Raw genomic sequence first — 19,594 nt, 5'->3', positions numbered from 1 at the left:
TTACTTCGCAAAACAGAATGTAATGGTTTTTGTATTTATTTTCTTTTATTTAAATATGCACCAATTATGAATGTAATGACTGCTAATATCGCAGCAGTTATAAACATTTTAGAAAATCCTGATTCTAACGTCTGCGAAATCATCTTTAAAACTTCTTGTTGCTTTGACACATCTGCTATTTTTTCTACTTGCTCCATCAGATCTCCGTAATTATTCGCATCAGCAAAAATAAACGGTAAGTTAGTCATTTCATCTAAAGTATTATTTAATTTCGTATATGCTCCTGTGATCAAACCAGCATAGAGGGTCGGAAAAAGTGCTAAACCAATTTGACGAATTAATGATAATGTCCCCAATGCCGTTCCTTGTTGCCCTTTTTGTGCACTTTCCCCTACAAGAACATTTAATGGTGCACCTAATAAAAAGCCAAGACCAATTCCCGCAAGAATACTAGCAATGAGATATGTAAAAAAACCATTTACCCAAATCGGAAATAAAATGAAACCAATAAATCCGACAACTCCAGCAATCATCAATGTTTTTCTAGCACCAATCCGATCTGTTAACACCCCACCAAGACCTGCACCAATTCCAGATGCTAATGCCATTGGGGTTAACCAATAACCAGCTTGCTCAACTGGAATATGGAGTACTTGTTGCACATATGCTGGTATAAAAATAATTCCTGCTAAAAATCCCCCAGAAAGTAAGCCAACTAATAATGTCATACGAAACAAGCGCTTTTGAATTAAAGAGTACGGAATAATGGGATCTTTCCCTTTTTCTTCTATTGATTTTTCATATTTAATTAGAATAAGAAAGGAGATTATTCCAACAATGAGATAGGGAAATACATTTTCACTGAGTAAACTAGATATCCAAGACGTACTATCAAGGTTTGTTAACCCATACATTAATGCAAGAATCCCCATGCTTAATATAATCGAACCCAACATGTCTAGGGATTCTGTTTGCGGTGCCTTTGTTTCATGTATTTTAGTAAAACCAAATACAATTAAAAAGATAACAATCGGGATATTAATTAAAAACATCCACTGCCATTGACCGGTCAATTGCAAAATGAATGCTCCCAAATTTGGTCCAATAACAGCTGAAAGTCCATGCATTCCACCGAAAACCCCGAGTGCCTTTCCTTGCTTTTCCTTTGGTAATGTAGCAAGAATATGAGAGCTTCCTATGACAAAAATACCCCCACCACCAATTGCTTGAATGAATCGAGATACTAATAAGAAGGTGAAATTTGGGCTTAATGCAACGAGTAAAGAACCAATACCGAATAGCGTAATTTCCACAAGAAATAGCTTTTTCCGCCCATATCGATCTGATAATTTCCCAATAATTGGCACACTGATTGCGATTCCGAATGTATAAATGGTTACAGACCAAGTTCCCCAAGAAGGTGAAACATGGAAAGAGTCACCAATCGTTGTTAATGCCGTACTTATAATACCGTTATCAAGACCAGACATAAATACAGCAATCGTAAATAAGATAATTGCCCACGTTTGCGAGGACTTTTTTTCCATTTCCTTTTGCATATCTTCAGCTCCAATAATTTACTAATATATTGTTAAAAATCCCGTGGGAAAATTGATAAAGTGAAACTTCAATCAGTGGGAGTTTTATTCTTCTCTCACTGACTGTAGGTTGAACGAATCGGGCCTTTACTGCCTGTTGATCCTCCACTTATCATTCCTGAGTATCTTGAATTCTTGAAGTGGAGGTCTTACAGCCAGTTAATCTGCGATAAAGTAGTATTTCCAACATATCCATTTTACAGTGTCATAAACATTTAACCAACTAATTACTTTAAAAAGATGGATATTGCCATTCATTCTTATGAGCAGATAACTTTCATTTTCTAATCCCTTCCTTATAATATATATTTAGAGTATCGAAATATATATGGAGGAAGTGTATTTTTATCAACTATCCAATGCGAGATGTTAAGCGTAATTTGGGAATTATGTGGATCGCAAACTTTTTTACTGCTGGAAGTATGACAATGGTACTACCATTCATTTCATTGTATGTAGATTCTATGGGGAATTTCTCAGATAGTTATGTACAAAGCTGGTCTGGATGGATTTTTGGAATAACCTTTGTCACAGCTTTTATTTTTTCGCCAATTTGGGGACGCTTTGGTGATGTACATGGACGAAAAAAAATATTAGTCTTTTTTGCTCTCGGGATGAGTCTGTCTGTCTTTTTAATGGGTTTTGCTACAAATGAATGGCAGCTGTTTTTCCTACGATTCTTCATGGGAATTTTCACTGGATTTGTATCAATGTCCCAAGCATTGATTGCTACACAAACTCCGACAAAAATTGCAGGAAAAGTCTTAGGGACACTCCAAACAGGTAGTATTACTGGTGCATTATTAGGTCCAATGATTGGTGGAGTTTTTGCAGATATGTTTGGCTATGCAGCCACATTTAAATGGACAGCACTTAGTTTATTATTATCTGCCATCATCGTCTCATTTGGGGTAAAAGAAATCCAAATGAAGATTACGAGTCAGGAAAAAGACTCTTATTCCAGTAAAGAAGTTATCTTACACATTGTGAAACATCCTGTGCTACTAATCGTCATACTAATGTCAGCGGTTGTTCAAATAGCACATTTCAGTATACAACCAATCCTTCCACTATATGTTGCAGAAATAAATGGTCCTGCTAATATTGCCTTTATTTCAGGTGTTACCTTTTCAGCTGCTGGACTTGGAAATTTATTAATGTCACGCAGATGGGGGAATTTAGGGGATCGTATCGGATATATGAAAATTTTAATTGTCTTGTTATTCGTTGCTGGAATAGTTTACTTACCAGGGGCCTTTGTCACAAGTATTTGGCAATTAGTTGTTTTACGGTTTTTACTTGGAATCTCTCTAGGGGGGATTGTCCCACTTCGAATTGCCTATATCAGACAAGAAGCACCATTATCGATGCAAGGTGAGGTATTGGGCTATAATACGAGCTTACGGTTTTTTGGAAATATGACAGGTCCTGCCCTTGGAGGAGTTCTTGCAGGGCTATTTGGATTCTCTGCTGTATTTTTTGTTACAAGTGGAATCCTTATTTTAGGTGGGATTATTACACTATTTGTTTGGCATAAATATGAATACGAAGGAAAACACTCTCACTCTTTTACAAGATAAACTTCATAAAAAAGGGGTGGGATATAGATAAAACGATTAGCTTAATAGATAAACAATATGTAACTTAAGGCATTAGCTTTTACAACATGTTATGATAAGTTAAATAGATACATTTAACTTAATAGATTTTTCACAGGTATGCTTGCATTTAGCTTTTCAGCTAAGGAAAACATGCTCCTACTACTTGTATAAAGTAGGGTTAAATCTTCATGATATATAAAGAACGAGGTAAATTCATTACAGAAAAGAAGTGATCGCGATGGGATAGTCATCGTTGAAGTTTGTGATGCAAATGCAATCACCTCATTAGATATAGAATCCATTCTAGAAGAGGAATTTCCAGAAGTTGCTGTATTAGTAAATGACTGCTTATCATTCTGTGGATTATGTCGCGTAAAGCCATATGCCATTGTAAATAATAAGCGGGTATTTGCTGATACACCTGAACAATGTTTAGATAAAATAAGAAAACAAATCAAAGAAGAACTTGCTAAATATGAATAATAGCAAGTTCTTCTTTTCATATATCCAATTTTTCGACAAAATTTCCTAGGAAATAGTTATAACTATTTTTTATAGGCGATAACATCCATTTCCACTAAACCATCCTTTGGTAAACGGCTTATTTCTATTGTCGCTCTTGCAGGATATGGTTCTTCTAAGTAACTTCCATAAATTTCATTAATTGTACCAAAATCATCCATGGATGTTGTATAAATAGTGAATTTAACCACTTGTGAAAAGTCACTACCTGCTTCTGAAAGGATTGCTTTTAAGTTTTCTAGCACTTGTTTCGTTTGTGCCTCTACGCCTGAAGCAAGTTCCCCAGTAGTAGGATCAATTCCTAGTTGACCAGATACAAAAATGAAATCACCTGCTTGAATGGCCTGTGAATATGGTCCAATTGCTGCTGGTGCTTTTTCTGAATGAATAGCTTTCACGAATGATTCCCCTTCCTATATTAAAAAGTACATTCCTATTATAACATGATAAATGTATTTTCTGAATGTTTACGATGGGTTATTAAGGTTTATTTATCCCCAAACTTACTCACATATTCCTGTTGTATCCCTCTTTCATTCCTACCACATCTTGATTTTTTAATAAAATGATACAAAATATGGAGTTATCCTCAATGTTATGCACATGCTGTGGATATATAAAGAAACATTAATACACATATCCACAATTAATATGCATAGACAGTAAAAAAAGATGAAGAAGTTTTTCTTCATCTTTTTAGCGTCTATGCATTCATTTTCTCTAATTGTTTTTGGTTATCTTCCTGATTATCCTGTTTATTCTTTACAACAAATTGTAAAACAAGCATGAAGATGAATGCCCCTAAACCAATAAGATCCGTATACCCTTCCGGATAAACGAGCATGAGACCAACAATCGCTACTAAAATTCTTTCGAACCAATAGAGTTTTCGGTACCAATATCCAATTAACCCGGCTCCTATAGCAATCATTCCGGTAATAGCTGTTAAAATAATCCAGAGTACGCCTTTTAATGTTGTATCAATCATTAATAATTCTGGTTGTAAAACAAACATGTACGGAATAATATACGCAGCAATTGCAAGTTTGGAAGCGTTAATTCCGGTTCGAATTGGTTCCCCACCAGATATTCCTGTTGCCGCAAAGGCTGCTAAGGCTACTGGTGGTGTAATATCGGCTACAATTCCGAAGTAAAAGACGAACATATGTGCAGCTAGAACTGGAATCGCAAACTCTATTTGATCATTTAAAGCAATAATTGCTGGTAATGCAATTGTTGATGTAATAATATAGTTCGCTGTCGTTGGTGAACCCATTCCTAATATTAAGGAAGCAATCATTGTGAAAAATAGTGTTAATAACAGTAACATTTTTGGCGATGATGTAATGGATTCAGCCATGCCAACTAAACCATTTCCTAGCTTTAAACCTAAACCTGTTTTAGTCACTACACCAACGATAATACCAGCAGCAGCTGTTGCTGCAGCAACCCCTAGTGCTGTTCTGGCACCAGATGTTAGCGCTTCAATAAATTTCCTTGGTGTAATTCGTGTCTCCTTTAAGAACAGACTGACAATAATCGTTGCTAAAATTCCATATAAAGCGGTTCGTTCAATACTAAACCCACGATATAAAAACCATATAATCGCCAAAATAGGAAGTAGTAAATGAATTTTCTTGAATACTTCCTTCTTTGGAGGAATATCCTTTTCTGGTAATCCTAATAAACCTAGTTTTTTCGCTTCTAAATGTGTCATAATCCAAATTCCTGAAAAATAAAGAATGGCAGGAATCAGTGCTGCTTTAGCAATTTCCCAGTAACCAACACCGGCAAATTCGATCATTAGAAATGCTGCAGCTCCCATAATTGGTGGCATGATTTGACCACCGGTTGAAGAGGCTGCTTCTACTGCTCCAGCGAAGTTCTTCTTATAACCAAGCCGTTTCATCAATGGTATTGTATAGGAACCTGTTGTTACCGTGTTTGCAACAGAGCTACCAGAAATAGTCCCTTGTAATGCACTAGAAAATATGGCTACTTTCGCAGGCCCACCTGTACGTCTTCCAGCAAGCGAGATGGCTAAATCATTAAAATAGTTTCCTACTCCTGTTTGAACAAGAAAAGCCCCAAATAGTAAGAATAAGAATATATATGTGGATGATACTTGTAATGGTGTACCTAAAATCCCTTCCGTTGTAAAATACATGGAATGAATTAGTTGTTCTAGATTTAACCCCCTATGGGCAAGTTCTCCTGGCATATACGGGCCAAATAAAGCATACATTAAAAAAGCTATCGCAATGATGGTAATTGGTAATCCGACAGCACGTCGTGTTGCTTCTAAGACAAGTAGAATCGCTAAGCCCCCAATGACCATTTGGGCTTCTGTAATACCACCAAATTGTTGGACAAGTGTTTCATAAAATACAGGCCAATAGCCTGTTACAATAATCGATAATAATATTAAAATATAATCATACCAGGCAACTTTTCGTTTAGAACCAGTCTTCCTAGCCGGATATAAAAAGAAGATCAACACTAACGCAAATCCTAAGTGAATGGTTCGTTGAAGATAGGCAGTTAATTGTCCGAAAGCCCCTGTGTATAATTGAAATAAGGAAAATGCGATTAAGATTCCAAAGATAACCCAAGCAACAATACCAGACAAATTCCTTGTATTTGATTCAGCATCATATTTCTGTAATAATTTTTCTTGTTCTTCTTGTGAAAGTTCTTGATGATGATCATTTTCTTTTGTCATCAATTTTCACTCCTTTCCACATATTCCATATAGATAAATCGTCTACCTTAACCGTAAAATAGTCTCCAGGGTTAAAATAATCATTAAATAATACAAGATACTCCTTATGATCGCCCCAGACAAGACGATGCTTAGATACTGTTTTTCCATTTCGCAAATGAATGGATGGAAAGATTCGCTCCATATTTTTAATATGATATTTCCCATCTTCATAAACGAATTCTTCATTACCGACAGCATTTGCAGGCATTCCTATACCATATTGTTCATAAACGGTTTCATATTGTTTTATATCGTGATTAGAACTAATTTGATATTTATCGACAACATCTGATAAATGGATGGAATGTGTATAAATAATTTGAAAGGTATCCCCTTCTTGAAGCGGTAAATATGCTTCCATTTTATCTGTGTTCTCTTTGTAAAATACAAGTGCTGTACGAAAAGGGATATGGATGGACAAGATACAGATGAATAAACAAAGAAGAATAATAATAATCCATTTTTTCATCATGTTCACCAAACTATTAGAATGTAGTAATCGTAATATCATGCAATTCAACCTAGTAATCTAATTTTATAACTTAAAAGAAAGGCCAGTGGCAAATCAGCTGGCCTTTTTCTACTACACCCTATATATTCTTTACTCCATTAAACCTTGTTCTTTAAAGTACTTTTCTGCACCCGGATGTAAATCCATACCTATTCCATCTAAAGCTGTATCTAAGGTAATTGACTTTCCTCTATCATGTGCGATTTTATCTGCATTCTCATAAAGCGCTTTCGTTAATTCATAAACAGTGTCCTCAGATAATGAATCAACTACTGCTACCATTGCTAAAACAGCTACTGTTTCAACATCTTCCTCTAATTTATATGTTCCTTCTTCAATCGTCTCGGCTGCATAGAATGGATACTTCTCAACAAGCTCATCTATTTTATCTTTAGCAATCGGTACAATTGTTACATCATTTGTGGCTGTTAAGCCTTCTACAGAACCTGTTGGTGTACCTGCTGTAATAAATGCAGCATCAATATTTCCATCTTGAATTCCACCAGTTGATTCATCAAAGTCTAGATTCTGTGCGTCAATATCATCCATTGTCATACCGTGAATTTCAAGAATTTGTTCGGCATTAATATATGTTCCAGAACCTGGAGCACCAACTGAAACAGTTTTCCCCTTCAAATCTTCAACAGATTTAATACCTGAATCTGCAGTTGTTACGATTTGAATTGCCTCCGGATAAAGTGACCCAAGTGCAAGAACATTATCCACTTTTTTGTCTTCAAAAGCATGGACTCCCTCTATTGCATAGGACAATACATCTGTTTGAACAAAAGCAAGTTCAGCACCCTTTTTTGATAACTCTACAACGTTATCAGCAGAAGCATTTGAAGATATAGCGTCTGCACTGATTCCTGCTTCATCAGAAAATACCTTTGCAATAGCTCCACCTAATGGATAGTAGGTTCCTCCTGTTCCACCGGTTAAAAATTTCATAAATTCTGGATCCTCTTTTTTATTTTTTCCAGCATCTACTTCTTTATCATTACCACCACAAGCTACTAGAACAAGTGAAACAATAAATAGCATTAGAACGGAAATTAGAATACTCCTCTTTTTCATACTTATCCCCCTTATTATTAAAATTATAAAAATTATAAGTATAAACATTTTACATAATAACTAACAGTTATGTCAAACGCTTACATGTCACAATAAACTGAAAATAATGCAATGTAAAACATGATAAGCCTTATGATGTATAGACTATAAGCATGCTTAATTACTTTTGAAAATTATAATGAAATTTCTAAAACATATTTACGGAATTTTTTTAATATACTATACTAATTGTATAAAACTAAAAGTTGAGGTGATTAAGCATGATGAACAGTCCTTTATTAGTTGGCTCTTTATTAGAACATGCAGAAAAATTTTTTCCAAAGAAAAAAGTAATTTCTCAAACCCATGATAAAATCCATCAATTTTCCTATCGTGAAATTGGAAAACGAACAAGACGACTCATGAGTGTATTAGAACGTCTCGGAATTCAAAAAGGAGACCGTGTCGGTACACTTGCTTGGAATCATCATCGCCATTTGGAAGTATATTTTGCTGCCCCCGGAACTGGTGCTGTCTTACATACAATAAATTTCCGTCTGTCACCAGAGCATATTATTTACATTATCAACCATGCAGAAGATAAAGTACTCTTTATTGATGAAGATGTTTTACCTCTTGTTGAAAAAATAAAAGATCATTTACATTCTGTGGAAGCTTTTATTATTATGACAGACAAAGATACACTACCAGATTCAAATCTTTCTCCTCTGTACTCCTATGAAGAACTCCTACATTCTGGGGATCCATCACATTCATTTCACCGAGAACTTAATGAAAATGACCCTGCGGGGATGTGCTACACTTCTGCTACAACCGGAAAGCCAAAAGGGGTGATTTATTCTCACCGTGGAATTGTTCTACATTGTCTTGCGCTCGGTTTAGCAGATACAGCAGCACTCTCTGAGTCTGATATCGTTATGCCTGTTGTCCCACAATTTCATGTTAATGCGTGGGGAGCACCTTTTGCTAGTACATGGTTTGGGGCAACTCAAGTTATGCCTGGGCCTCGCTTTACCCCAAAGAGACTTGCCAAATTCATTGAAACCTATCAAGTTACGGTGTCTTTAGGAGTACCAACCATTTGGTTAGGATTAGCACAAGAATTACTACAAAATCAATATGATACTTCTAGTTTACGAGGTGTTTTATGTGGAGGTGCTGCTGCTCCACTCGGTTTAATTCAAACATTTGAAGAAAAATTAGGAGTCCCTTTTTACCATGCTTATGGGGCAACTGAAACAACTCCACTTGTGACATACTCTAGGTTAAAAAGCTATCAACAAAACATAACAAAAGAAGAAAAACTACAGCAACGTGCAAGACAAGGTATTCTTGTACCAGGATTAGAAATGAAAATCATCGATGATAAAGGAGATATTCCTTGGGATGATGAAGCAATGGGAGAGCTCCTCGTACGTGGACCATGGATTGCCGATGGATATTATAAAGATGACCGAAGTAAAGAAGCCTTTTCTGATGGTTGGTTCCATACGGGAGATGTTGTGAAAGTGGATGAAGAAGGAACAATTCAAATCGTTGACCGTACGAATGATTTAATTAAAAGTGGTGGAGAATGGATCTCCTCCGTTGATTTAGAAAATCAATTAATGGCTCATGAAGCAGTATATGAAGCAAGCGTTGTCGCTGTTCCCAATGTCCAATGGCAAGAACGTCCAATTGCATGTGTCGTATTGAAAGAAGGTAAAGAGGTTACAAAAGAGGAATTACTTGATTATTTAAAACCACATTTTGCGAAGTTTTGGCTCCCTGATGATATTATATTTATGGATGAAATACCAAAAACATCAGTAGGAAAATTTCTAAAACGAGCATTACGTGAGAAATTAAAAGAACATTATCAATCAAAGTAGGGGTGAATCCCTACTTTGATTTTTCTTTATCAGGAAACAAATCGGTAATGATTTCAGACACCGTTTCTTCCTTTTTTAATTTCCCAACACCAATACCTGCCCATAAAGATTGATAATTACTATTTTCTTGTTCTTTAGCATATGTACGAATATCCTTCGTTAATGCATTCTGGATAGGAAATGGTTGAATAGGTGTCCTCCATTGATTGATCTGTTGTATCATCTCGTTTTGAATGGCTCTTGCTGGACGACCAGAGAAAACCTTTGTAATTACTGTATCCTCTGATGTTGCCTGTATCAATGCCTTACGATATGCTTTATTTGTTCCTGCTTCTTTCGCTAGCAAAAATCTAGTTCCAATTTGAACAGCACTGACACCCATTTCTTGTAATGCTTTAACTTGACTTCTAGCATAAATGCCACCTGCAGCAATAATTGGTACCGAAAACTTTGTTAGAAACTGCCTTACTAAAGACAGTAATTCAATATTACAGCCTTCTGGATATTTCCTTATATCAAATGTACCACGATGTCCTCCTGCTTCTGTTCCTTGTGCGACAATGGCATCATATCCAGCCTGAACAAGCTGTTCACCTTCTGACACATTCGTAGCCATACCAATCACTATAATGTTTTTATCCTTTAATTTTTTAATAATAGATGTAGGTAATACTCCGAAAGCAGTACTTACGATTGGAATATTTTCTTCTATAATCACATCAATTTTTGCTTCTAAATGGTCTGTAACAATAACTTGGGATTTGCCATGATCCATTCCTAATTCTTGTCTAATTTGGTTTAGGTGCTTTTGTGTAGCAAATATTTCATCACTTTGGGCTGCTAAATCGGCGGCAAATAAATTTACAGCAAAAGGTTGATTCGTTTGTTCTTTTACTTCCTTAATGATGTGTTTTAATGTTTTGTCATCCATATAACCAGCACCGATTGTGCCTAATCCGCCCTGTTCAGCTACTGTACTGACGAGATCTGCTGTGGTTATCCCACCCGCCATTCCTGCCTGTATAATTGGATATTTTATTTTTAATAAATCCATTAATTTTGTCATTTTGCACTTTCACCCTTTCCCTCTTTATTGTAACACAGTTTTTTTACACTTTTTCGACAATATACCTCTTGACAATATTAAGAAAATTCAATAGAATATTCTTAATTCTATTATATTTCTGTTAAAAAATGTGAATTCAACAACTCATATAAAAGAATTATATGAAACGAAATGGAGGGAACATGTTATGAGTGTTAAGATTGCTGCATTTGGAAGAAAGGAGAATATAAAACGACTTAAGCAGTATACAAAAGAAAATAAACAAATAGAAATCATACCACAAATTTATAACAAAGTAACCGAAATTATAGATCTAATGAATCATGTGTATCAATGTGATGTGTATTTGTTTACAGAAGCATACCCATATTTATATGTAAAGGATAAAATCCAGAAAAACCTTCCAATTATTACTGTTCCCTATGATGAGTACATGGTATTAACATCCTTTTTCCACCTTTTAAAAGAAACTAATCGCCCTTTAGGACGACTATCGATTGATGTACTCAATCAACAACAAGTAAACAAAGTACTTACAGATTTACGTATGGATGCAAATAGTGTTTATGTGATTGATTATAAATCTGGTGTACCCATCGATACCATTGTTTCCTTCCACTACAATCTATGGAAAGAAGGAAAAGTCGATTATATTTTAACAACTATTCACGATGTTTCTAAACAATTAACAAAACTGGGAGTACCTAATAAACGCATTCATGTACCAATAATTAATATGAAACAAGCAATTGAAAAGTGTACTTCCATGGTACAATTTAACCAAGATAAAACTGCCCAGGTAGTTGCTTGCTATGTCCGAGTTCGTAAAACCGATATACATAATATAGATACATTACAACAACAATGCGAAAAACTGCAAGCAATCCTGAAACTATTTGCCCAAAAGACACATTCATCAGTTGTTCGCCTAAAACAAAATAAATTTGTTTTATTCGGGACAAAAGAAATGCTAACATATGTTACAAATAATTACCGCCACTTTCCTTTGCTAGAAAGAATCAATGAAATGATACAAATACCTGTTGATATTGGCTTTGGGCTTGGACTAAATGCAGAACAAGCTGAAAAACATGCGAACCTAGCAATTGATGTGTGTGCCAAATCTCCACAAACAAGTTGCTATTTAATCAATGACTCCCAAGAAACAATTGGACCGATTGGTGTGAAGAAACATCTCGATCCAGCTAAACTTTATCAGGCATTAATCCACCGGGCACGACTAAATAATGAAACATCCTATCATTTTATTGATTTTATTACATTAAGAAATAATGAACCCTTCTCTTCTCATGATGTCGCCGATTACTACCGAGTTACCAAACGCAGCGCGGAGCGTACTATTAATAAATTACTTGGAGGAAAAGTCATTAAAGTAGTCGGAGAAGAGAAACCATATACACGAGGAAGACCAAGGAAACTATATAAAGTAGAGTAAAAAAACAGGTACCACTTTGTCTGGCACCTGTTTTTTTACGACATACTTAATAGCTCACGAATATCTTTCTCACTCAAGCTTGATAGCATGGTTTCTCCAGGTTGAATTACTTTATCAATCAATTCTCGTTTCTTTTGCTGTAATTCATAAATTTTTTCTTCAATCGTACCTTCTGCAATAAGGCGAATGACTTGGACTGTGTTTTTCTGACCAAAGCGATGGGCCCTACCTGTTGCTTGGTCTTCCACCGCTGGATTCCACCATAAATCATATAAAATAACGGTATCTGCACCAGTTAGATTTAAGCCTGTTCCACCAGCTTTCAGCGAAATTAGAAAGACACTCTTCTCTCCATTATTAAATCGTTCACTCATTTCCACCCGTTCTTTAGAAGGAGTTTGCCCATGTAAATAAAAATAAGCAATTTCTTCTTTCTCTAACACCTTGGCAATCATTTCATGCATACTTGTAAATTGGGAAAATATCAACATCCGCTTCCCATTTTCAATGGCACTACGAACGGTTTGCATCAACTGTTCTAACTTCCCTGACTTTCCGGTATAATTTTCAATAAATAATGCTGGATGACAACAAAGCTGACGTAATCTTGTCAAGCCTGCCAAGATTTTCATACGATTTTGTTGAAAACTATTTTCTTTTAACGTTTGTGCTGTTTCTTTTTGTAATTGTTGTAAATAAGCAATATAGAGTTCTTTTTGTTCTTTCGTTAATTCAGATACATAAACAGATTCAATTTTTTCAGGTAGCTCTTTTAATACATCCGATTTTAATCGTCGTAAAATAAATGGCTTTGTTAAAGTGGCTATTTTATCGTGCTCTAATTGGCGAAACGTTTTCCTATTTGGCATAAGGCCTGGTAATACAACTTGGAAAATTGCCCATAATTCATCAATTGAGTTTTCAATTGGTGTGCCACTTAACGCGAATTTACGATTTGCTTGAATCTCCCGCATTGCTTTCGATGTTTTCGTTGCATAGTTTTTAATATATTGTGCTTCATCAAGAATAAGCACATGAAAAGAAAGCTCACGATAATGTGCTATATCTTGGCGTAGGGTCGCATAAGAAGTAATCCATACATCTATATTGTCTGCTTTCTCCATTCTTTCATGGCGTTCTCTTGGATTTCCGGTTAACACGGTTACAGATAAAGATGGTGCAAACTTTGCTAGTTCATTTTTCCAATTATATACAACAGAAGATGGAACAACAATAAGATGTGGTTTATCACTTGGCTCTGATACAAGATAGGCAATACTTTGTAATGTCTTCCCTAACCCCATATCATCTGCTAGAATTCCACCTAAATGATATTCACTTAATGATTTAAACCATTGGAAACCAGCCATCTGATAGTTCCTTAAATTAGCATGTAATTGATCAGGCACTTCATATACTTGCTGTTCTGGTGTTTTCAAATGCTGTAGTAATTTACGAAAGGAAGTATCATATATTTTATTTGTTTCAATTAATTCATCAACTTGGATACCCCGATAGACGGGCATTTTAATATTTCCATCTTGCATATCTGTTTCTTTAATATTTAAATCGGAGAAAAACTGTTGAATCGACGAAAACTCTTCCCCTTCTAGAGACATTAATTTACCTGTTTGCATACGATAATAGCGTTTCTTTTCTATCACTGCTTGTAAGATATGCTGGATTTCTCCATCATCTACTCCATCTAATTCAAAGCCAATTTCTAATAAATTCGTACTTGATTCTACACGAACATTTGTATCTGGACGGATATCTTGTTCCATCATCATACTCCGAAGCTCAGATGTTAAAAACAACTCCACATAATCATCAAGCACAGGTAACATATGATAAAGGAAATCATATAATTCCGCCTCATTTGGCTCAATATACAATTCCCTTCCATTATAATGAAAGTCTGAATGTTCGATGAGTTGCATAATTTTCTGTTCTTTATGCACATCTCGCACAATGATGGTGTCTTTTTCTGCTGTCTGTCCGAATGGGTCCACCGTCTCATTGCCATAATGATACTCCAAGTTTCCGAGAATCATTCCTTCTTTTATTTCTAAAAACAGCTTGGCAACTAGTGGTACTTGCACAATTCCTGAAGCTACTTTTTCTGAAATATCCACCTGGCCAATTTTTTCTAAAGATGGAAGGACCTCTGAGATAAATGTATCTGCCTGTTCTTTCGCAATTGGCAGTTTTTCATTGGTATTCCAGTAATACATGATTACATTGACAATTGGCACTTGATCTTTTTGAAGGATATAAAAAACGGTATTATCTTTTAACAAATCGTAGTCTGGTAAAAACTTCAAATGGGACACATCATCAATATGAAGAATTAACTCATCGTTCTCCCCTTCTGTTAATGCATACGAAAATGGGAGTTCCCCTTGCTTTATGACTACCTCACCCATGTAATTAGATTGATGCTTTTGCATTAAAAAATTGCGTTCCATCAACATCGTAAATAATTCTTCCGTGATGAGTGGAGGAATTAGGGTATAACGCCTTTCATCTACATCCCCTCTATAAAATTCATCCCTTCCATAAATACGACTATTTTGAATAATGTCATATAATTTCCGGAAAACTTCTAGATCCTTTGATAATATATAATGTTGTTCAGGAGAATAGGTGAATGTTTTGGTAAAGAAATATTCTTGATTGGTTAGAACTGCTCTTAGAAAATTTTCCATATCTTTTACAACGTATAAACGTTTCGGTCCTGCCTTCATTTCAATACCAAGCTTGTTTCCGTAGATAATATGACAGTAATATTCGATATAAATTGGAATTTTATTTTGGATTATTTCTATTGGGCTTTCTTGTTGTTGAAGGGAGGTTATAGCCCGAATAAATTGATTTGTTTCCGTAAATTGATATGCAGGCTGTGTATTCTGTTTCCGTGATTCTCTATCCTGGATGCCAAGTAATACAGCAGCAATATGCTTGCACGGACCGTATGCTGCATGTGCCGGGCAATCACAATAAACCCGGACTGGCTCTTTTGGTGCCTTTTTCAAATCCACTTCTACTAAATAGGTTTCATTTTTGCCAGCAACAATCGCTGTCCAAACGCCATAATTTAAATCATAGGAAAGATCATGTACTCTGTTTTGTTTATAATATGTTAAACCACGTTCATATACATAAGAAGGAAATAGGTCTTTTATATTCACATCTTTTATTTTGTTCAAGATAATCCCTCTTTCTATACACACTAAAACATGTGTGAGCACTAACAATTCATACAGGATAATAGATTCAAATCCTACTCTCCATCATAAAGATAATTCATGATTTTATCAACGAATCAGTTAATAGAAGTTTCAGTAAAGCAATAAATTTTATGATACGTTTCTTTTCGCCCAAATCAACATAAAAACATAATATAACATAGCGATCATAACAGATCCCGCTGCTGTAAAGTATATAACATGATAACCATAATTAAATGCCAATTGACCGAAAACCATTGCACCAACACCTACCCCTAAATCAAAGAAGGAGAAAAAGGTTGCATTTGCCATTCCTTTTCGATTTGCTTCCGCCTCTTCCACTGCCCAAGCCTGTAATGCTGGTTGGACACTACCGAATCCAAAACCATATATAGCCGCCGCAAACCATAAAGTGAATGTATTTGGTAACCACGCTAAAAGCAATAAAGCAATAAATATAAGTATGGTACCTGGTAAAAATACATATAGATGTCCTTTTAAATCATATATTCTTCCAGAAAACAGTCGGGAAAACATAAGAAACAAAGCATAGATAAGAAAATAGCCCTCAATTCCAGAAACACCTTTTTGAGTAGCATATAATGGTAGAAATGCAGCAATTCCTCCAAAAGAAACCGTTATGAAAAATAATAGAATGGATGGATTTAAGGCCGTTTTTTCAAATACATCAAATTTCATCGGTACTGCTTTTTCTGGTGCTTTCTCAACTTTCTTATATCGGATATTAAAAGCAAGTATGAGTGCAATTGCCCCGCAAGCTGCTGTTATTAAAAATAATTGTTTGAAAGAAATAATTCCTGCTAGTGTTAATCCAAGCGAAGGCCCTAATGCCAGTGCCAGGTTTCCGGATAAGCCGAAGTAACCCATTCCTTCCCCACGGCGTTTTGGAGGGATTAAATCGGTTGCGATAGTTCCAGTTGCAGTAGAAGCAAAACCAAAACCAATTCCTTGAACAAGCCGCATCACCAATAAAATTCCAATCGATGTAATAAAAGCAAAAGAACCAAGGGAGAAAATAAAAATGGATAATCCAGTTAAATAAACAAATTTCCTTCCCTTTGATTCCAATGCATGACCAGCGTATGGTCGAAAAATTAGCGCTGAAAATGTAAATATTCCAACAATAACCCCAATCATTTGATCACTACCACCAAGCTCTTTTACAAATAAAGGGATGGTCGGTAATGTCATTTGAAATCCTAAAAACACAAAAAAGTTTGCAATACATATTAAAATAAAGTCTCGTGTCCAAATTTTATCGGACTCAAGGCTTACTTCCGCTTTTGTTTTTTCTTTTGATGAAGTAACCATATGGATACCCCCTTTCCTTCGCATTGCGAAGTATACTAATTATACATGAGTTCACGATTAGTGTGAACACTTTTGATTAATTTTAGAAAGGGATGCCCACTGGATACTCAATCATGATTGGAAAGGGAGATTTTCGAATCAAAAATAGACGAGCGACCATGCGTAAGGCACATCTGCATAAAGTCTTAGTAGATTGAGCAGATGACGAAGGCCCACGTTACCCTCCTCATTTTTTCAGGTCACGCGGCGGATCCCCTGCGTTACCAATTTTGACGAATCTCTCGTTTCCGGGCTCGCGGCGGATTCCCACGTTACCAGTTTTGGCGTATTTCTTGTTTTCGGGCATGCGGCAGCATCCAGCGTTACCGATTTTGACGGATTCCCTATTTTCGGGCACGCGGCAGCATCCAGCGTTACCGATTTTGACGGATTCCCTGTTTTCGGGCACGCGGCAGCTTTCCCGCGTTACCGATTTTGACGGATTCCCTGTTTTCGGGCACGCGGCAGCATCCAGCGTTACCGATTTTGACGGATTCCCTGTTTTCGGGCACGCGGCGACACCCAGCGTTACCAATTTTGACGGATTCCCTGTTTTCGGGCACGCGGCAGCATCCAGCGTTACCGGTTTTGACGAATCTCTCGTTTCCGGGCTCGCGGCGGATCCCCTGCGTTACCAATTTTGACGAATCTCTCGTTTCCGGGCTCGCGGCGGATTCCCTGCGTTACCGATTTTGGCGGATTCCCTGATTTCGGGCATGCGGCGGATTCCAGCGTTACCGGTTTTGGCGTATCTCTTGTTTTCGGGCACGCGGCAGCATCCAGCGTTACCGATTTTGGCGGATTCCCTGATTTCGGGCACGCGGCAGCATCCAGCGTTACCGGTTTTGACGAATCTCTCGTTTCCGGGCTCGCGGCGGATCCCCTGCGTTACCAATTTTGACGAATCTCTCGTTTCCGGGCACGCGGCAGCATTCACTTCTTATCATCGCCAAAATAATAAAAGTCCCGTTATACAATTCTTATATATAACGGGAGATTCATTATTTATTCGTAATTACACCACAAGCAATACGGTCACCTGCATCACCAGATGGCTGTGAATGGTAATCATCAGCACCTGAATGAATCATTAGAGAAGTTCCGCTTTCTTGCAGTAGAGAGTTTTCTTTTCCTGTTTCTAATGTCACCATATCAGCAAAGACCTCGGCTTTAACTGTTCCATCATCACGTACAATAATATTCGGGAGATCACCAGCATGTGGACCTTCTGGATGATCAAATCCATGCTTGGAATTAGTTGGATTAAAATGACCTCCAGCTGACTCAAATGTAGGTGGCTCACAAATTCCTTTTTCATGAATATGGAAACCATGTACACCAGGTGGTAAATTAGATGCGTCTAAAGTAATCAAAACCCCGTTTACCATTTGAGTTAAGATGGCTTCACCTATTGTTTCGCCTTCCGTATTTTGTAATGTTACTTCTTTGATTAATTCTTCCTTCGCTTCTTTCGCTTCTTTCGATGCTAATGTTTCCACTCCAGGGTTTTCTTGGTCCTGATGATTTTCCTGTTCCGTATTCATTTGACAAGCAACAAGAAGATTCATTAATAAAAGAAATATCAGCGGCATCTTGAATTTCTTTTGTTTCACATATATCCCTCCATTATTTTTTCCCTTCTATTGTTAACAGAAAGGAGTAGGAATAAACATCAGGGTTTTTCTAAAAAGATACTTGACATTTCTCCCTATTTACTTATACTGTATATAAACATATACACAGTATAACAGTATTAAAATGAGGAGGTTATTTAATAATGAAAGAGTGGAAACAAGCATATTCACTAACGAAATTAGAATTACGGCATTCCCCTTACACCTTTATTACACTGCTTATCTTCTATACAGTAATTACTAGTTCTTTAATCATGATTTTTACAACATATATGGAGAGTGGATTTGTTGGCTTTGATATTTTTTTCCTTTTTTTATTTTTATTTTCACCTGCATGGTCAAGGATAAAGGAGTTTCAATTTCAACGGATCAATTCAGATGTATACATGGTTCCGTTCGTTCATCTATGTCAACAATTACCGATTTCTTTAAATACCATCATTAACAATCGATTTATCTTATATTTTATCCAAGCTTTTCCGATTCAGTTATTATCACTTTCAAGTTTTTATTTCTTCATCCCTGAACTACAGTCTCAAGTTAATCCACTCGAATATATAGCCTTTATGGTGTTTTGGTTATCTTTCGGTATCTATGCAGGTTTTGTCTCGCCCGCTTCTGATATAGGTCTGGAAATGAAAGCTACGGAAAAGAAAGGATTGCAAGCATTATATTTTATCGCCTTTTTTGCTATTGTCATCGCCCTATTTACAGGTTTCCATCTAATCTTTAAGCATGGATTTGTTTACTGGACGCTTAAACTCGCTATAGCACAACCGGTATTAGTCATTCTTATCTCCATTCTATTGGCATGGTTAGGGATTATTTACTGGAAGAGAAAAATGAGGAAAACACTACGCACAATCGATTACTTTTAATGTGACAAGAAAATG

Annotated in this window: 14 protein-coding genes; 5 read left to right on the top strand and 9 right to left on the bottom strand. The window is 36.2% G+C overall.

Annotated elements, in window-relative coordinates; translation table 11 throughout:
* Positions 1-35: 35 nt before the first annotated feature.
* Entirely contained in the window at positions 36-1,559 is a 1,524-nt protein-coding gene (locus FHP05_RS03975) for an MFS transporter (protein WP_147665951.1), read from the bottom strand.
* A gap of 398 nt (positions 1,560-1,957) precedes the next feature.
* On the opposite strand from FHP05_RS03975, the gene FHP05_RS03970 reads away from it, so the two are divergent.
* Both FHP05_RS03970 and FHP05_RS03965 read left to right on the top strand, forming a co-directional pair.
* A complete protein-coding gene (locus FHP05_RS03970; protein ID WP_191126226.1) occupies positions 1,958-3,178 on the top strand; it encodes an MFS transporter in 1,221 nt (406 codons plus the stop codon).
* 216 nt (positions 3,179-3,394) lie between these two features.
* The gene (locus tag FHP05_RS03965; protein WP_147666257.1) at positions 3,395-3,682 is read left to right on the top strand and encodes a DUF1450 domain-containing protein; all 288 of its coding nucleotides are present in this window, start codon (positions 3,395-3,397) and stop codon (positions 3,680-3,682) included.
* Between the two features lie 62 nt (positions 3,683-3,744).
* Here FHP05_RS03965 and FHP05_RS03960 read toward each other — a convergent pair whose 3' ends face one another.
* The 4 genes from FHP05_RS03960 to FHP05_RS03945 form a co-directional block, all read right to left on the bottom strand.
* The gene (locus FHP05_RS03960) at positions 3,745-4,119 is read right to left on the bottom strand and encodes a RidA family protein (RefSeq protein ID WP_147665950.1); all 375 of its coding nucleotides are present in this window, start codon (positions 4,117-4,119) and stop codon (positions 3,745-3,747) included.
* A 305-nt stretch (positions 4,120-4,424) separates the two neighbouring features.
* The gene (locus FHP05_RS03955) at positions 4,425-6,443 is read right to left on the bottom strand and encodes a TRAP transporter permease (RefSeq protein ID WP_147665949.1); all 2,019 of its coding nucleotides are present in this window, start codon (positions 6,441-6,443) and stop codon (positions 4,425-4,427) included.
* Positions 6,427-6,996: a DUF1850 domain-containing protein gene (locus FHP05_RS03950; protein WP_230973916.1), complete on the bottom strand. Its 570-nt coding sequence runs from the start codon at positions 6,994-6,996 to the stop codon at positions 6,427-6,429. The genes FHP05_RS03955 and FHP05_RS03950 overlap by 17 nt, the downstream gene beginning before the upstream one ends.
* A gap of 90 nt (positions 6,997-7,086) precedes the next feature.
* Positions 7,087-8,073: a TAXI family TRAP transporter solute-binding subunit gene (locus tag FHP05_RS03945; RefSeq protein WP_147665947.1), complete on the bottom strand. Its 987-nt coding sequence runs from the start codon at positions 8,071-8,073 to the stop codon at positions 7,087-7,089.
* A 260-nt stretch (positions 8,074-8,333) separates the two neighbouring features.
* On the opposite strand from FHP05_RS03945, the gene FHP05_RS03940 reads away from it, so the two are divergent.
* Positions 8,334-9,944 (top strand): long-chain fatty acid--CoA ligase, encoded by a 1,611-nt coding sequence (locus tag FHP05_RS03940; protein WP_147665946.1) that lies wholly within the window; start codon positions 8,334-8,336, stop codon positions 9,942-9,944.
* Between the two features lie 10 nt (positions 9,945-9,954).
* Here FHP05_RS03940 and FHP05_RS03935 read toward each other — a convergent pair whose 3' ends face one another.
* Positions 9,955-11,010 (bottom strand): NAD(P)H-dependent flavin oxidoreductase, encoded by a 1,056-nt coding sequence (locus FHP05_RS03935; protein WP_147665945.1) that lies wholly within the window; start codon positions 11,008-11,010, stop codon positions 9,955-9,957.
* A 187-nt stretch (positions 11,011-11,197) separates the two neighbouring features.
* Between FHP05_RS03935 and FHP05_RS03930 the strand changes: the two genes are divergently transcribed.
* Entirely contained in the window at positions 11,198-12,466 is a 1,269-nt protein-coding gene (locus FHP05_RS03930) for a hypothetical protein (RefSeq protein ID WP_147665944.1), read from the top strand.
* Positions 12,467-12,501: 35 nt separating this feature from the next.
* Here the strand turns inward: FHP05_RS03930 and FHP05_RS03925 are convergent, their stop codons facing one another.
* From FHP05_RS03925 to FHP05_RS03915, 3 genes are all read right to left on the bottom strand, one after another.
* Positions 12,502-15,675: a DEAD/DEAH box helicase gene (locus FHP05_RS03925; protein ID WP_147665943.1), complete on the bottom strand. Its 3,174-nt coding sequence runs from the start codon at positions 15,673-15,675 to the stop codon at positions 12,502-12,504.
* A gap of 150 nt (positions 15,676-15,825) precedes the next feature.
* Positions 15,826-17,028, bottom strand: a complete 1,203-nt coding sequence (locus FHP05_RS03920) for an MFS transporter (RefSeq protein WP_147665942.1) — start codon at positions 17,026-17,028, stop codon at positions 15,826-15,828.
* Between the two features lie 1,040 nt (positions 17,029-18,068).
* Entirely contained in the window at positions 18,069-18,659 is a 591-nt protein-coding gene (locus FHP05_RS03915) for a superoxide dismutase family protein (RefSeq protein WP_147666256.1), read from the bottom strand.
* Positions 18,660-18,844: 185 nt separating this feature from the next.
* Between FHP05_RS03915 and FHP05_RS03910 the strand changes: the two genes are divergently transcribed.
* On the top strand, positions 18,845-19,579 hold the full coding sequence (locus tag FHP05_RS03910; protein WP_147665941.1) for a hypothetical protein: 735 nt from the start codon (positions 18,845-18,847) through the stop codon (positions 19,577-19,579).
* The last annotated feature ends 15 nt before the right edge of the window (positions 19,580-19,594 follow it).

Origin of the sequence: Cerasibacillus terrae (assembly GCF_008039555.1) — a bacterium.
GTDB classification, from domain to species: domain Bacteria; phylum Bacillota; class Bacilli; order Bacillales; family Amphibacillaceae; genus Cerasibacillus; species Cerasibacillus terrae.
The sequence above is the reverse complement of the archived record's forward strand: the minus strand, read 5'-3'. Positions and strand labels throughout refer to the sequence as shown.

What these genes read in the sequence shown, in the direction of transcription:
- FHP05_RS03950 (WP_230973916.1), bottom strand. Translation starts at nt 6,996, where the DNA reads ATGATATTACGATTACTACATTCTAATAGTTTGGTGAACATGATGAAA.
- FHP05_RS03940 (WP_147665946.1), top strand. Translation starts at nt 8,334, where the DNA reads ATGATGAACAGTCCTTTATTAGTTGGCTCTTTATTAGAACATGCAGAA.
- FHP05_RS03945 (WP_147665947.1), bottom strand. Translation starts at nt 8,073, where the DNA reads ATGAAAAAGAGGAGTATTCTAATTTCCGTTCTAATGCTATTTATTGTT.
- FHP05_RS03930 (WP_147665944.1), top strand. Translation starts at nt 11,198, where the DNA reads ATGAGTGTTAAGATTGCTGCATTTGGAAGAAAGGAGAATATAAAACGA.
- FHP05_RS03955 (WP_147665949.1), bottom strand. Translation starts at nt 6,443, where the DNA reads ATGACAAAAGAAAATGATCATCATCAAGAACTTTCACAAGAAGAACAA.
- FHP05_RS03915 (WP_147666256.1), bottom strand. Translation starts at nt 18,659, where the DNA reads ATGCCGCTGATATTTCTTTTATTAATGAATCTTCTTGTTGCTTGTCAA.
- FHP05_RS03970 (WP_191126226.1), top strand. Translation starts at nt 1,958, where the DNA reads ATGCGAGATGTTAAGCGTAATTTGGGAATTATGTGGATCGCAAACTTT.
- FHP05_RS03920 (WP_147665942.1), bottom strand. Translation starts at nt 17,028, where the DNA reads ATGGTTACTTCATCAAAAGAAAAAACAAAAGCGGAAGTAAGCCTTGAG.
- FHP05_RS03935 (WP_147665945.1), bottom strand. Translation starts at nt 11,010, where the DNA reads ATGACAAAATTAATGGATTTATTAAAAATAAAATATCCAATTATACAG.
- FHP05_RS03910 (WP_147665941.1), top strand. Translation starts at nt 18,845, where the DNA reads ATGAAAGAGTGGAAACAAGCATATTCACTAACGAAATTAGAATTACGG.
- FHP05_RS03975 (WP_147665951.1), bottom strand. Translation starts at nt 1,559, where the DNA reads ATGCAAAAGGAAATGGAAAAAAAGTCCTCGCAAACGTGGGCAATTATC.